Below are 13,600 nucleotides of genomic sequence, written 5' to 3' on the forward strand. Positions count from 1 at the left end.
CATTGATTTATATGAATTATTTTTTAGCTTGGGCTGTCGAGGCGCTACGCTATTCTCCGAATGGAGACAAATTGCGTGCTGTTGGCTCCCGAGTGCCCGGGCATATGCGGAAGTCCTGGTTGTCTCCATATGGAGACTTGTCTCTGTTTCAGGACGAAAGACCCAGCGCAGCCAACTTCTTGTACAGCGTCGAACGGCCCAGCCCCAGGCGCCGTGCGGCCGCGTCGACATTGCCGGCCTGTTCGTCGAGCACGCTGCGGATCAACTGGCGTTCGAATTCCTCGCGCGCGGCGTAGAAATCCTGGCCGGCAGCCAGGGTGACGGAAGGCGCACTCGTCGCTGCCGGTAGCGGTTGCAACGTACCGAGGGACGAGCGCAGCGTGGCGGCGTCGAGCTGAGGGCGGTCGCCAAGCAGCACGGTGCGTTCCAGCAGATTGCGCAGCTCGCGCACATTGCCCGGCCAGGCGTGCTGGGCCAGCAGGGCAAGAGCGTCGGCGTCCAGTTCGTAGAGCATCTGGTGGTCGTCGCGCAGGCCGTCGAGTATGGCTTCGCAAAGGGCCGGCAGGTCCTCCAGGCGCTCGCGCAGCGGTGGAATCTCGATGGGCAGGACGTTGATGCGGTAGAACAGGTCGGCGCGAAAGCGCCCCTCGCGCACGGCGGCATCGAGATCGATGGAGGTGGCGGCGATCAGGCGGATGTCGCTGCGCAGCATCTCGTTGGAACCCACCGGTTCGAATTCCTTTTCCTGCAGCACACGCAGCAGCTTGCTCTGTAGCGCCAGTGGCATGTCGCCGATCTCGTCGAGAAACAGGGTTCCGCCCTGGGCGATCTGCAGCTTGCCAGGGCGGCCCTTGCGGTCGGCGCCGGTGAAGGCGCCCGGAGCGGTGCCGAAGAACTCCGCTTCCAGCAGGGATTCGGGAATCGCCGCGGCGTTGACGCTGACGAAGGGCTTGTCGGCCCGTGGCGAGGAGGCATGGATGGCATGGGCCAGCAGCTCCTTTCCGGTACCGGTTTCCCCCAGCAGCAGTACCGGGGCGTCGCTGGTCGCCCCGCGCCGGGCGCGGCGCTTGACTTCCAGGCTGGCCGGGCTGGTACCGATGAAGTGGCCGAAGCTGTATTTCGCCTGGCGCGCCTGCAGCAGGGAGCGGGTCGAGGCCAGCTCGGCCTGCATGCGCTGGTAGCGGGTCAGCAACGGTGAGAGCGAGCGCAGCTCGTCGAACAGGGCGAAGCCGATGCCCCCGATCACCGCGCCGGTGTCGTCGCGGATCGGCATGCGCATCACCACCAGCGGGTCCTTGGCCATGTCGAGAATGTCCAGCAGCATCGGCCGGCCGCTGCTGACCACCTCACGCATCAGGCTACCGGGAATCACCTGCTCGACCGGACGGCCGATGGCTTGCTCGGCGCTGTCCAGGCCGAAGCGCTGGGCGTAGCGCTGGTTGATCCAGACGATGCGTGCCTCGCGGTCGACGATCACCGTGCCTTCGCTGAACTGCTCGAAGATTTCGAACAGCGAGCGGATCGCCAGTTGGCGGACGCTTTGATAGTCCGAGAGGGCGTGGTTGTCGCTCATGGGGCTTTCGACAGTCTGATGGGGACGTCGCGCACCTTAGCGCACTGTCATTCGCTCGGCGACACCACGACGCGAACCGCCCCTCTCCCGCCTGCGGGAGAGGGGCGGGGGAGCGTGTGGCGCCTGTCTGGGGGACTTGGGCTTAGAACGGCAGGCTGCCGCCGCCTGTTTTCAGGTGTTCGAGCAGCAGGAAAATGGAAACCAGCACCGCGTTGATCGACCAGGCGACGGTGAGGAAACGGGCGATCTCGCCAAAGAGTGCGGTGCGGACGTTGCCGGCGTTGCGCCAGACGGCATTCAGCACCCAGGCCGTGTAGATAATGAAACCGAAGAACAGCAGGGCCAGCTGGGCACTGCCGAGTTGCCCGTACAGCGCCAGTATGCCGCCGAACAACACATGGCTGACCAACACGCCGTACAGCCAGAACACCTTCCACAGCGGTGTTGTGCCGGGAGTGTCGAGCCAGGCGTAAAGCTTGTGTGCATGCATGGTAGTGCTCCTGTGCTGGAAGTTCCGTCAACGCTTGAGTGTAGATAGCGCTGGTGCAGGTTGGTCCGGTCAACGGCTCGACCCGCCAGCGGCGGGTCGAGCCTGGCCAACACTCTTGCTCTGTCAGTTAACCGATAGGCGTTCTCCTTCCGCGCGCTGGGGCACGGTGCTGGTGGTGGGAGAGAAGAATCCGCTGACGACCTGCCAGGCCATGGCCAGCGCACCGACGATGAACACCACATCACCGAAGGTGCGTACCCAGCGCAGCGTCTGGAGGATTTCCTGCTGCATGAAGGCCTCGCTGCGGGCATACCACAGGCCCTCGCTGACGCTGGCGTGGAACTGGATGATGCCGATCGGCAACAGGCTGGTGGCGATCATCAGCACCAGGCCGCCGTTCAGCCACCAGAAGGCGGTCTTCATCAGACGCTCGTTGAAGCGTAGTTGCGGACGGATGTAGCGCAGCACCAGCAGGGTGAAGCCCAGGGCGAGGAAGCCATAGACTCCGAACAGCGCGGCGTGGGCGTGTACCGGCGTGGTGTTGAGGCCCTGCACGTAGTAGAGCGAAACCGGCGGGTTGATCATGAAGCCGAAGACGCCGGCGCCGAGCATGTTCCAGAACGCCACGGCGACGAAGCACATCAGCGGCCACTTGACCCGCTCCATCCAGGCCGCGCGGCTCTTCAGGCGCCAGTTTTCCCAGGCTTCGTAGCCAAGTACCACCAGCGGCACCACTTCCAGGGCGCTGAAGGTGGCACCTACCGCCATCACCGGAGTGGTGGTGCCGGCGAAGTACAGGTGGTGGAAGGTGCCGGGCACGCCGCCGAGCATGAACAGCGAAGCCGAGGCCAGGCTGGCGGTGGTGGCCATGCGCTTGGACACCAGGCCCATGCTGGAGAAGATGAAGGCCAGTGCAGTGGTGGCGAATACCTCGAAGAAGCCCTCGACCCACAGGTGCACCACCCACCAGCGCCAGTACTCCATGATCGACAGGTGGGTGCGCTCGCCGTAGGCGAAGCCGGCGCCGTAGAACAGGCCGATGGCGATCACCGAGGCGGACAGCAGGGCCAGCAGGTTCTTGTCGCCGGGCTGGCGGAACGCCGGCAGGATGCCGCGCAGCATCAGCAGCAGCCAGAAGGCCACGCCGGCGAACTTGCCGATCTGCCACAGGCGGCCGAGATCGACGTACTCATAGCCCTGGTGGCCGAGCCAGAAGTTCCACTCGGCCGGCATGACCTGGGCAATCGCCAGGTAGTTGCCGACGAAGGAGCCGAGCACCACCACCACCAGCGCCCAGAACAGCGCGTCGACGCCGAGTTTCTGGAATTTCGGGTCCTTGCCGCCGTTGATGATCGGGGCGAGGAACAGGCCGGCGGCGAGGAAACCGGTGGCGATCCAGAACAGCGCGCTCTGGATGTGCCAGGTGCGCAACAGCGAGTAGGGGAACCACTGCGACAGCGGGAAGCCGTAGAAATCCTGGCCTTCCACCGTGTAGTGCGCCGTGGCGCCGCCGAGCATGACCTGGAAGCTGAACAGCCCGACCACCAGCAGCAGGTACTTGCCGAGGGCTCGCTGCGACGGGGTCAGCGCCACCAGGCTGAGCGGGTCCTGGGCGGGCGCGGCGGGTTCTTCCTCCTCGTGGCCGCGCAGGAAGGCCCAGGCCCAGATCAGGAAACCGACGCCGGCGATCAGCAGGATCACGCTGGCCACCGACCAGATCAGGTTCTCTGCGGTGGGATGGTTGTCGATCAGCGGCTCGTGCGGCCAGTTGTTGCTGTAGGTGGCTTCGTGCCCTGGCCGTTCGGTCGCGGCGACCCAGGCGGTCCAGAAGAAGAACCGGCTCAGCTGCTCGCGGCGCGCGGCATCGGGCAGGGTGTTCTCCTTCATGGCGAAGCTCTTGCGGCTGCCCTGCAGGGCTGGGTCGTTGCTGAACAGCGCGTCGTAATAGGCGGCGGTCTGGCCCATGGCGGCGACGCGGCGCTCGCTCAGGGACAGCACGCCGTCACGCACCTGGTTACCGCGATACTCGCGCTTGAGTTGCTCGCGTAGCAGGGCCTGGTGGTCCTGGTCGACCTCGGCATAGGGCTTGCCGTACTGCTGTTGCGCGGCCAGGTCGAGCCAGGCGAGCAGTTCACGGTGCAGCCAGTCGGCGGTCCAGTCCGGCGCCTGGTAGGCGCCATGGCCCCAGATGGAGCCGAGCTGCATGCCGCCGACGCTCTGCCAGGCGGTCTGGCCATCGAGGATGTCGTCGGCGCCGAACAGGTGCTGGCCGCTCGCGCTCACCACCTCCGAGGGAATCGGCGGCGCCTGGCGGTAGACCTCACGGCCGAACCAGCCGAGCAGGCAGAAGGTCACTCCGAGCACGGCGATCAACGTCCACCAAAGCTTGCGGTACTCACCCATGGCGCACCTCCAGGCCCAGGGCACGGGGGAACAGCAGGTTGTTTTCCAGGTGGATGTGCTGCATCAGGTCGACGCGCAGTTCATCGAGGCCGCGATACAGCGCTCGCCAGGTGTTGCAGGCGCCTTCCGGCGGCTGCATGTCGCCGGTCAGATCCACCAGTTGCTGCAGCGCTTCGCCATGCTGGTCGTGCTCGAAACGCATGACCGAGATCGGCCCGCCGGCCATGGGGCCTGCGCCGCGTTCGATGAGCGGGAAGAGCACCTGCTCCTCCTTCTGCATGTGGCTTTCCAGTTCCTGCTGCATGGTGATCAGCAGTTCGGTCAGCCCGTGGGGGCAGTCGTCACGTTCCCCGTGGACCTGTTCGACGCGCGCCGCCAGGCGGATCAGCTCCGGCAACTGCTGGCGATGCACGGCGTGGAAACGGTCAAGCAGGTGGTCGATCAGTTGCTCGGGAGACGCCTGGCGCCAGTCGGCGCCCTCGGCGTCCTGCGGGTCGAGCCGGGACAGCTGGCGGATCACTTCGTCGGCATCCACCCCGCGCTCCAGGGAAGCCTGGCGCAAGGTCTTTTGGCCGCCGCAGCAGAAGTCCAGGTGGAACTGATGGAATACCCGTGTGGCGCCGGGGAGGGTGCATGCCAGGTCGCCCAAGGTGCTGTCGAGCAGTTGGTCAGCCATGGAGAGGCTCCTTGATGGTTGAGAGTCCTCCTGACACTGGCAAGCACCGTGCCGCTTTTGAAATTGACGGAAATCAAGGGTTTGCCGGCAGGTAAGGTCTAACCTACCCGGCACGAATCAGGTCATGGATACCCGAAATGGTAGATTTCACCCCGATCCAGAATGCCCAGCTCGCCGACCTGGTCTGCGAGCTGCCGGCGGCGGTCCGCCTGCAACGGCTGGTGGTTGGCCTGCGCGAGGCGTTTGGCTGCAGTGCGGTGGTTCTGTTGCGCCTGGACGGCGAGAGCTTGCGCCCGCAGGCGGCCGTGGGGCTGGCCCATGAAGTGCTCGGACGCAGCTTCGCGGTGGCTCGCCATCCGCGCCTGGCGCAGATCCTGGCGCAGCGCGAGCCGCTGCAGTTCGCCGCCGACAGTCTGTTGCCCGACCCCTACGACGGCCTGCTGGAAGACAGCCCGGACGAGCCGCTGCCAGTGCATGACTGCATGGGCATGAGCCTCTATCTGGATGGCCAGCTGTGGGGCGCGGTGACCCTCGATGCCTTGCGTCCCGGCAGCTTTGATCGCCATGCCGCGCAGCGCTTGCGCCAGCACGCGCTGCTGATTGAAAGCGCGCTGCGGGTGTGCCGGCTGGAGGCCGAGGTGCGCAGCCTGCGCCTGGCCGGACGCCAGGCGGAACCGGACGGGGAGGCCGGTGATGCGGCGATTCTCGGCAACAGTCCAGCGATCAGCCAACTGCTGGACGAACTGGCTGTGGTGGCCGACTCCGAGTTGCCCGTGCTGCTGCAGGGCGAGACCGGCGTGGGCAAGGAGCTGTTCGCCCGCTGGCTGCACAGCCATTCGCCGCGCGCGCGAAAGCCGCTGGTCTACGTCAACTGCGCGGCCTTGCCGGAAACCCTGGCCGAGAGCGAGCTGTTCGGCCATGCCAAGGGGGCGTTCTCCGGCGCGGGCCAGGACCGTCCCGGGCGCTTCGAAGCGGCCAACGGAGGCACCCTGTTCCTCGACGAGATCGGCGAGCTGCCGCTGGCAACCCAGGCCAAGATGCTGCGCGCGCTGCAGAACGGCGAAATCCAGCGCCTTGGCGCCGACCAGCCACGGCATGTCGATGTGCGGGTGATCGCAGCGACCAATCGCCGCCTCTGGGAAGAGGTGCGCGAGGGACGTTTCCGCGCCGATCTCTACCATCGCCTGTCGGTGTATCCGGTGCATATTCCGCCGCTGCGCGAGCGTGGCCGCGATGTGCTGTTGCTGGCCGGCCACTTTCTCGAACTCAACCGGGTGCGTCTTGGCCTGCGTTGCCTGCGCCTCTCGCCAGAGGCCGAGCGGGTGCTGCTGAACTACGACTGGCCGGGCAACGTACGCGAGCTGGAGCATGTGATCAGCCGGGCGGCGCTCAAGGTGCTCAGCCAGGCCGAGTCGCGTACTGCACTGCTCAGCATCGAGGCTCCCTGGCTAGGACTCGAGTCGCCGCCAGTCCGCCATCTCACTCCGCCACAGGCCGCCTCCGAGCCGGTGCTGGAGTCCATGCAGCAGGCACTGGAGCGCTACCAGCGCGAGCTGGTCGAAGCGGCCCTGGGCCGTCATGCCGGCAAGTGGGCGGCTGCCGCCCGCGACTTGCAGATGGACCCGAGCAATCTGCGCAAGCTGGCCCGCCGTCTTAATCTGATCTGATCCAGGAGTCCTGGCGATGTTGACCCACCTCGATACCCAAGGCCGCGCCAACATGGTCGATGTCACCGACAAGGCGGTGACTTCCCGTGAAGCGACAGCCGAATCCCGCGTGCGCATGCGCCCGGAAACCCTGCGCATGATCGTCGACGGCGCCCACCCCAAGGGCGACGTGTTCGCCGTGGCGCGTATCGCCGGCATCCAGGCGGCGAAGAAGACATCCGATCTCATTCCCCTGTGCCATCCGCTGATGCTCGCCAGCGTCAAGGTCGAACTGGAGGCGGAAGGGGAGAACTGCGTGCGCATCGTCGCCCGCTGCAAGCTGGCCGGGCAGACCGGGGTGGAAATGGAGGCGCTGACCGCCGCCAGCGTCGCCGCCCTGACCCTCTACGACATGTGCAAGGCGGTGGATCGCGGCATGACCATCGAGCATGTCCGCCTGCTGGAAAAACGCGGCGGCGCTTCGGGCCACTACGTGAGCGCGGCGGCCGTACCGCAGGGCCCCGTCCCGGCGTTGGCGGCTCCTGCGGAGGAACCCTGGATGCTGCTGCAGAGCTGGTTGCGCGAAGCGCAATGCGACAAGGGCGCGGCCATGGTGCTGGCCACGGCGGATGACTTCGGCCATCCACACTGCCGGGTCGTGTCGCTCGGCGGCCTGGATGAACAGGGGCTGCTGTTCTACAGCGACCAGTGCAGCGAAAAGGGCCAGGACCTGGTGATCAACCCCTGGGCGGCAGTGGTGTTCCATTGGCCTGCAGCGGAGCGGCAGTTGCGCATCGAGGGCCGGGTCGAATGGCTGGGCGCGCGTTCGGCGGAGGATTCGCCGCCGGTCTATCGCCAGCGTGACGAGGCACCGTCCCTCCTGCCGAATTGGGGGCATTACCGCCTGCTGCCCGGCCGCATGGAATTCTGGCAGGGCCTGCCGGGGCAGCGTTACGAGCGCCTCGATTTCCGCAAGGAGGCGAACGGCTGGCAGCCGCTGCCGACAATGCCCTGAGCCTGCGCTGCATGCCGGCGGCCTGATACCCGCTGTCACCGCCTGGTCGATTGCGACCCTTTGCCACGCCTGGCCCGGCAGCGGGCAGGCACGCGGCCTGCGGGGCGGAACCGCGAAAGTGATACCTCCATCGGGGAATGGGCGGCGCCGCGGCACTGGCGCAGGCTGCGCGCAGTCATTTCGCGGAGGTTTGCAGCATGGCCCATCTATCCAGCGTCGAATTCCAGCCGCTGCGTATCGCAGTGCTGACGGTCAGCGATACTCGCAGCCTGGCGACCGACACATCCGGGCAGACCCTGATCGAGGGACTGGAAGCGGCCGGCCATCAGCTCCATGAGCGGGCCCTGGTGATCGATGACATCTGGCAGATCCGCGCCCGGCTGTGCGCCTGGATCGCCGACCCGCTGGTGCAGGTGGTACTGATCACCGGCGGCACCGGATTCACCGCGCGGGACAATACCCCCCAGGCGGTGTCGCCGCTGCTGGACAAGGCGGTGGATGGTTTCGGCGAGCTGTTTCGCCAGGTGTCGCTGGCCGAGATCGGGACCTCCACCATCCAGTCCCGCGCGCTGGCCGGAATCAGCAACGCCACCCTGGTCTGCTGCCTGCCCGGTTCCCCCGGGGCCTGCCGGACGGCCTGGGAGAAGATCCTGCGCGAGCAGCTCGACAGCCGTACGCGGCCGTGCAATTTCGTCCCCCATCTCAAGTCGCTGCCGGAGCACCCGGCCCTCCAGTGCGGAGCCCGCTCATGAGCGCCTGCGGCTGCCATGCGGCCAAGACCGACTTGCGACCGGTGGACGAGGCGATTGCCGAACTGCTGAAGCAGGTCCCCTTGCCGCCGAAACCGGAGCGGGTACCGCTGGCGCAGGCCCTTGGTCGTACCCTGGCGCTGCCGATTCATGCGGCCAGCGCCATGCCCGCCTGGGACAACAGCGCGATGGACGGCTATGCCCTGCGTGCCGCCGACCTGCCCGCTGGCGAGGGCTGGCTGCCTCTGGCCGGACGGATCGCCGCTGGCGACGCGGCGCTGGCCGAACTGCCAGCCGGCACCGCGGTGCGGATATTCACCGGTGCGCCATTGCCGCCAGGCGCCGATACCGTGGTGCCGCAGGAGCTGGCACGGGTCAAGGATGACGGGGTCTGGCTGGCCAGCGTGCCGGCAGGGGCGAACGTGCGCCGCCAGGGCGAGGAGTTCGCCGCCGGGAGCCGCGTGCTGGACGCCGGAATCCGGCTGCGGCCTCTGGAAATCGGCCTGCTGGCGAGCCTGGGATGCGCCGAAGTGACGGTCTACCGACCGCTGCGGGTCGGCTTGCTGAGCAGCGGCAACGAGTTGCGCGAGCCCGGCCAGGCGCTGGCGCCGGGGCAGATCTACAACGCCAACCGTTACAGCCTGGAAGGCGTACTGCGCAGCCTGGGGCTGGATGTGCTTGATGGCGGCATTCTCGTCGACGAACTGGCGGCCAGCCGTGATTCCCTCAGCCTGGCGGCTTGCGAAGCGGATGTGCTGATCACCTCGGGCGGCGTCTCGGTCGGCGAGGAGGATCATCTCAAGCAGGCGGTGCGCGAGCTCGGCGAGCTGCACCTGTGGCGCCTGGCGATCCAGCCGGGAAAACCGCTGGCCTTCGGCTCGGTGTGCGGCAAGCCGTGGATCGGTCTGCCGGGCAACCCGGCGGCGGCGCTGATCACCGCGCTGGTGGTAGCGCGACCCTTTCTGCTTCGCGCGCAGGGGCGAAACGAAGTGCTGGCGCGCCCGCTGCGCCTGCCTGCCGCCTTCGACTGGACGCGGGGCAATCCGCGTCGCCAGTACCTGCGAGCCCGCCTGGAAAGCCCTGGCGGGCATTTGCAGGTGGTCCTGCATCCCGATCAGGGCTCGGCCATGCTGGCCTCGGCCTGCTGGGCCGACGGTCTGGCGCTGATCGAGTGCGAGCGCACGCTGATGCGCGGCGAGCTTGTGGACTTCCTGCCCTTCGCCGACCTGCTCGGCTAGACACCCTCGGTGGGATGCACGGTTTTTCCAAGGGGAGTTTCCAGCATGCACCTGGTATGTCCGGCGGGCAGCCTGCCCGCCCTCAAGGCGGCCTTGCGACAGGGGGCCGACGCCATCTATGTGGGCTTTCGCGATGACACCAATGCGCGGCACTTTGCCGGCCTCAACCTCGATGATCGCCAGTTGGAGACTGGCATGCAGCTGATCCGCCAGCAGCGCCGGCAGCTCTATGTGGCGGTCAATACCTATGGCCAGCCGGTGGGCTGGACACGCTGGCAGCGGGCGGTGGATCGCGCCGCGGACCTCGGGGTGGATGCGCTGATCGCCGCCGACCCCGGTGTTCTGGCCTACGCCAGTCGCCGGCATCCGGACCTTTCCCTGCACCTTTCGGTACAGGGCTCGGCCACCAACGCCGCGGCCCTGGAGTTCTACCGCACGCGCTACAACATCCGCCGTGCGGTGCTGCCCCGGGTGTTGTCGCTGGCCCAGGTACGCCAGGTGGCGGAACGGAGCCAGGTGCCGCTGGAGGTCTTCGCCTTCGGCAGCCTGTGCATCATGGCCGAAGGGCGCTGCCACCTGTCTTCCTACGTCACCGGAGAGTCGCCGAACCTGTGCGGGGTCTGCTCGCCGGCCAAGGCGGTGCGCTGGCAGGAGAATGCCGACGGGCTGAGTTCCAGGCTCGGCGGCGTGCTCATCGACCGTTACCGCAAGGACGAGCCGGCCGGCTATCCGACCCTGTGCAAGGGCCGCTTCCTGGTGGAAGGGCAGCGCTTCCATGCCCTTGAAGAGCCCACCAGCCTGAACACCCTCGACCTGATTCCGCAGCTGGCGGCGATGGGGATCGCGGCGGTGAAGATAGAGGGGCGCCAGCGCAGCCCGGCCTATGTCGAGCAGGTCACCGGAGTCTGGCGCGCGGCGCTCGACGCCCATGCGCGTGCGCCGCAGCGGTACACCGTAGAGGAGCAGTGGCGGCGTGCGCTGGAAGCGGTGTCGGAGGGCAGCCAGACCACTCTGGGTGCCTACCATCGATCCTGGCAGTGAGGTAGCCATGAAGCTGAGTCTGGGGCCGGTCCTGTTCTACTGGAGCCGGGAGAAACTGTTGGATTTCTATGCCGAGATGGCCGGGCAGCCGCTGGATGTCATCTACCTGGGTGAAACCGTCTGCTCCAAGCGCCGCGCGCTGTCGCTCGACGGCTGGCTGGGGCTGGCCCGCGAGCTGCGTGAAGAGACCCGGGCCGAGCTGGTGCTGTCCGGGCTGACCCTGGTGGAGGCGGCCTCCGAACTGGCCAGCCTCAAGCGCCTGTGCGACAACGGCGAGCTGCGGGTGGAGGCCAACGACATGGGTGCGGTGCAGTTGTTGCTGGAGCGCTGCCAACCCTTCGTCGCCGGGCCGGCGCTCAACCTGTACAACGCCCATGCGCTGGCCGAATTGCTCGACTGCGGAATGGTGCGCTGGGTGCCGCCGGTGGAGTGCTCGGCGAGTCTGCTGGCGGACTGCCTGCAGCAGCTCGACGCGCTGGGCCAGCCGCGTCCGGAGGTGGAACTCTTCGCCTACGGGCATCTGCCGCTGGCCTATTCGGCACGCTGCTTCACCGCCCGGGCGCAGAACCGGCCCAAGGATGACTGTCGATTCTGCTGCCAGGACTACCCGGAAGGCATTCCGTTGCTCAGCCAGGAGGGCCAGGCGCTGTTCACCCTCAATGGCATCCAGACGATGTCCGCCCAGGTCAGCAACCTGCTGCCCGAATACTCGCGGATGACGGCGCTGGGGATCGACCTGTTGCGCCTGAGCCCGCGAGCGGAAGGCATGGCGCAGGTTGTCCGGGCATTCGCCGAGGTGCGCGCCGGTGCGCTGCCGCCGCCGCTGGCCGTGGATGGCTGCAACGGTTACTGGCATGGCCAGGCAGGCATGCTGCGAGTCGAGGAGGCGGGGCTATGAGCCTGGCAAGCATGGCTCTGCGCCTGGGTGAACCGCTGCTGCCGCTGGGCCGGCGGGTGCCTTTCCTGATTCAGCGCCTGGTGCTGGAGCAGGCGTTGCCGCGGGTGTTCGCCACGCCGCTGGAGGAGGGCGCCTTCGAGGTGCTGGAAGGGCGCTGGCTGCGCCTGGAAATCAGCGATCTGGGACTGGCCTGGTGCCTGACCCGTGAACGCACTGGCCTGAAAGTGGCTCGGCAGGCACCGGTGGACGTGAGCATTCGCGGCAACTGGCGCGAGTTCCTGCTGTTGCTGAGCCGCCAGGAAGATCCGGACACGCTGTTCTTCCGCCGCCGGCTGGTGATCGAAGGCGACACAGACCTTGGCCTTTCCATCAAGAACCTGCTCGATGCACTGGACCCGGACGAACTGCCGCCGCTCCTGTGGCAGGCGATTCACCGGCTGGGCGAAGCCGCTCGCGAGAAGTAGGGCGGGCAAGATGCCGAGAAGCCGCCAGCGTTGCCGATGCTTCGCTGGCGTTCCTCGAGGCTATGTCTGCGTCAAGTGTTGCTGGAACCGCTGAGCCAGGCTGGAGGATGTAGGCGAGCTCTGCTCGCGATTCGCTGCGTGGGACATTCGCGAGCAGAGCTCGCTCTTACGGTGTTTGGGTCCATTAGAGATGCAGCTACCCTCTCCCTCTGGGAGAGGGTAGCGTCAGGCAAACACGGAGACCTGAAAACCCTTGGCCATCGCCTTTCTCGACACGCGACCGCTAGGACGCGCTCCGATCGGTGCGGCGCGCCTGCAGGCGATCGCTGGCGATCAACTGGACCACTTCGCTGTACAGCTGTTCGGCGGTTTCCGCGTCGCAGTCCTCGCCGTAGCGTTTTTTCAGGCCGTACTCATTGAGCAGCAGGTGCACGTCGGCGGTCACGCCGTGCTGGTCCAGGCAGCCTTGCACGCATTGCAGGCGGCAGCCGTCGATGGCGAGGATCGGCCGCCCGCTGCGGGCCTTGCTGACCAGGGCCGGTACGCGACCGCCAACCCCGGCGATGCACGACATCTCGGCCAGGCCCTCACGGTCCAGGCGAACCGCCAGGGCGTTGGCCAGTTGCGCGACGTTCGAACAGCCGGAGCAGGAATAGACCAGTGGACGGTTAAGGGTAGACATTTCAAGCCTCCTGGGGGCGTGACGCCGCCGGTTTCATTCGCAGTAGTTGGCCAGGCTCGGCGTGTCCAGCACGCGGATCTGACGCCGCTCCATGGCAATCAGCCCGGCGTCCATCAGCCGGTGCAGGATGCGCGAGAAGGTCTCCGGCTGGATGCCCAGCCGCGAAGCGATCAGGCGCTTTGGTACGTTGAAGCGGATCTCGCCGTTGCCGGCCTCCTGCTCCTGGCAGAGAAAGCGCGCCACCCGGCGGCCGGCATTGGCCAGGGTCAGGGTGTCGATTTCATCCAGGCGTTGATGCAGGCGAGTACTGAGGCTGGCCAGCAGTTCGAGGCAGATCTTCGGTTGATCTTCCAGCAGGCTCCGGTAATGGCTGCCGTCGAGGCTTACCAAGCTGCTCGGCTTGAGGGCGCAGGCCGTCACCGGGTAACGGCGGAGGCCGCTGAACAGCAGGGATTCAGCGAAGCACTGGCCGGGCACGATCACCTCGACCAGCTTCTCCTGGCCATCGGGCAGCACCCGGGTGAGCTTCATCTGGCCTGCGAGCAGCAGGTAGAAGCGCTCGGCCGTCTCGCCCTGGTGGAAGAGGATGTCGCCGCTGCCCAGCCGGCGGCTTACCGCCAGGTTGCACAGTGCGTGAAAGGGCGTCTCCGGCAGCCGGTCGAACAGGTGATGCTGGCGCAGGGCCTGTTGCGTTGCCACGTCTGTGAGCATGGTCCACCTCCCAT

12 protein-coding genes and 2 pseudogenes are annotated in these 13,600 nt (G+C 66.9%); 8 read left to right on the top strand and 6 right to left on the bottom strand.

The features are described 5' to 3' along the window. Positions 1-117 precede the first annotated feature (117 nt). The 4 genes and pseudogenes from ACFW0B_RS21220 to ytfE all read right to left on the bottom strand — a co-directional run. Positions 118-1,573, bottom strand: a pseudogene (locus ACFW0B_RS21220) (sigma-54 interaction domain-containing protein); the annotation flags it as partial. 142 nt (positions 1,574-1,715) lie between these two features. After that, entirely contained in the window at positions 1,716-2,063 is a 348-nt protein-coding gene (locus tag ACFW0B_RS21225) for a hypothetical protein (RefSeq protein ID WP_151134699.1), read from the bottom strand. 123 nt (positions 2,064-2,186) lie between these two features. Further along, positions 2,187-4,466 carry a nitric-oxide reductase large subunit gene (locus ACFW0B_RS21230; protein WP_151134697.1) on the bottom strand — a complete coding sequence of 760 codons (2,280 nt, stop codon included), beginning with the start codon at positions 4,464-4,466 and terminating at the stop codon, positions 2,187-2,189. After that, the gene (ytfE, locus tag ACFW0B_RS21235; protein ID WP_151134695.1) at positions 4,459-5,142 is read right to left on the bottom strand and encodes an iron-sulfur cluster repair protein YtfE; all 684 of its coding nucleotides are present in this window, start codon (positions 5,140-5,142) and stop codon (positions 4,459-4,461) included. Before ytfE ends, ACFW0B_RS21230 begins: the two co-directional genes overlap by 8 nt. A gap of 137 nt (positions 5,143-5,279) precedes the next feature. On the opposite strand from ytfE, the gene norR reads away from it, so the two are divergent. The 8 genes and pseudogenes from norR to ubiT all read left to right on the top strand — a co-directional run bounded on the left by norR (position 5,280) and on the right by ubiT (position 12,193). Continuing rightward, the gene (norR, locus tag ACFW0B_RS21240; RefSeq protein WP_151134693.1) at positions 5,280-6,809 is read left to right on the top strand and encodes a nitric oxide reductase transcriptional regulator NorR; all 1,530 of its coding nucleotides are present in this window, start codon (positions 5,280-5,282) and stop codon (positions 6,807-6,809) included. 16 nt (positions 6,810-6,825) lie between these two features. Beyond that, a pseudogene (moaC, locus tag ACFW0B_RS21245) lies at positions 6,826-7,281 on the top strand (cyclic pyranopterin monophosphate synthase MoaC); the annotation flags it as partial. Between the two features lie 66 nt (positions 7,282-7,347). Next, on the top strand, positions 7,348-7,803 hold the full coding sequence (locus tag ACFW0B_RS21250; RefSeq protein WP_226284419.1) for a pyridoxamine 5'-phosphate oxidase family protein: 456 nt from the start codon (positions 7,348-7,350) through the stop codon (positions 7,801-7,803). A 197-nt stretch (positions 7,804-8,000) separates the two neighbouring features. Beyond that, a complete protein-coding gene (moaB, locus tag ACFW0B_RS21255; protein WP_226282189.1) occupies positions 8,001-8,555 on the top strand; it encodes a molybdenum cofactor biosynthesis protein B in 555 nt (184 codons plus the stop codon). Further along, positions 8,552-9,790 carry a molybdopterin molybdotransferase MoeA gene (locus tag ACFW0B_RS21260; RefSeq protein WP_151134687.1) on the top strand — a complete coding sequence of 413 codons (1,239 nt, stop codon included), beginning with the start codon at positions 8,552-8,554 and terminating at the stop codon, positions 9,788-9,790. Before moaB ends, ACFW0B_RS21260 begins: the two co-directional genes overlap by 4 nt. Before the next feature lie 45 nt (positions 9,791-9,835). Further along, a complete protein-coding gene (ubiU, locus tag ACFW0B_RS21265) occupies positions 9,836-10,831 on the top strand; it encodes a ubiquinone anaerobic biosynthesis protein UbiU (RefSeq protein ID WP_449150964.1) in 996 nt (331 codons plus the stop codon). A 7-nt stretch (positions 10,832-10,838) separates the two neighbouring features. Beyond that, the gene (locus ACFW0B_RS21270; protein WP_151134683.1) at positions 10,839-11,729 is read left to right on the top strand and encodes a U32 family peptidase; all 891 of its coding nucleotides are present in this window, start codon (positions 10,839-10,841) and stop codon (positions 11,727-11,729) included. Further along, positions 11,726-12,193, top strand: a complete 468-nt coding sequence (ubiT, locus tag ACFW0B_RS21275; RefSeq protein WP_151134681.1) for a ubiquinone anaerobic biosynthesis accessory factor UbiT — start codon at positions 11,726-11,728, stop codon at positions 12,191-12,193. Before ACFW0B_RS21270 ends, ubiT begins: the two co-directional genes overlap by 4 nt. A gap of 283 nt (positions 12,194-12,476) precedes the next feature. On the opposite strand, the gene ACFW0B_RS21280 is transcribed toward ubiT, so the two are convergent. Next, positions 12,477-12,875, bottom strand: a complete 399-nt coding sequence (locus ACFW0B_RS21280) for a putative zinc-binding protein (protein ID WP_449150965.1) — start codon at positions 12,873-12,875, stop codon at positions 12,477-12,479. A 33-nt stretch (positions 12,876-12,908) separates the two neighbouring features. Continuing rightward, on the bottom strand, positions 12,909-13,586 hold the full coding sequence (locus tag ACFW0B_RS21285; RefSeq protein WP_151134677.1) for a Crp/Fnr family transcriptional regulator: 678 nt from the start codon (positions 13,584-13,586) through the stop codon (positions 12,909-12,911). Between the last annotated feature and the right edge of the window lie 14 nt (positions 13,587-13,600).

Origin of the sequence: Metapseudomonas phytobenefica, assembly GCF_043392685.1 — a bacterium.
In the GTDB taxonomy this organism is placed as follows: domain Bacteria; phylum Pseudomonadota; class Gammaproteobacteria; order Pseudomonadales; family Pseudomonadaceae; genus Metapseudomonas.

Excerpts from the sequence above, each read along its gene's own strand:
- ytfE (WP_151134695.1), bottom strand. The coding sequence starts at position 5,142 with ATGGCTGACCAACTGCTCGACAGCACCTTGGGCGACCTGGCATGCACC.
- ACFW0B_RS21285 (WP_151134677.1), bottom strand. The coding sequence starts at position 13,586 with ATGCTCACAGACGTGGCAACGCAACAGGCCCTGCGCCAGCATCACCTG.
- ubiT (WP_151134681.1), top strand. The coding sequence starts at position 11,726 with ATGAGCCTGGCAAGCATGGCTCTGCGCCTGGGTGAACCGCTGCTGCCG.
- ACFW0B_RS21250 (WP_226284419.1), top strand. The coding sequence starts at position 7,348 with ATGCTGCTGCAGAGCTGGTTGCGCGAAGCGCAATGCGACAAGGGCGCG.
- ACFW0B_RS21280 (WP_449150965.1), bottom strand. The coding sequence starts at position 12,875 with ATGTCTACCCTTAACCGTCCACTGGTCTATTCCTGCTCCGGCTGTTCG.
- ubiU (WP_449150964.1), top strand. The coding sequence starts at position 9,836 with ATGCACCTGGTATGTCCGGCGGGCAGCCTGCCCGCCCTCAAGGCGGCC.
- ACFW0B_RS21230 (WP_151134697.1), bottom strand. The coding sequence starts at position 4,466 with ATGGGTGAGTACCGCAAGCTTTGGTGGACGTTGATCGCCGTGCTCGGA.
- ACFW0B_RS21270 (WP_151134683.1), top strand. The coding sequence starts at position 10,839 with ATGAAGCTGAGTCTGGGGCCGGTCCTGTTCTACTGGAGCCGGGAGAAA.
- moaB (WP_226282189.1), top strand. The coding sequence starts at position 8,001 with ATGGCCCATCTATCCAGCGTCGAATTCCAGCCGCTGCGTATCGCAGTG.
- ACFW0B_RS21260 (WP_151134687.1), top strand. The coding sequence starts at position 8,552 with ATGAGCGCCTGCGGCTGCCATGCGGCCAAGACCGACTTGCGACCGGTG.
- ACFW0B_RS21225 (WP_151134699.1), bottom strand. The coding sequence starts at position 2,063 with ATGCATGCACACAAGCTTTACGCCTGGCTCGACACTCCCGGCACAACA.
- norR (WP_151134693.1), top strand. The coding sequence starts at position 5,280 with ATGGTAGATTTCACCCCGATCCAGAATGCCCAGCTCGCCGACCTGGTC.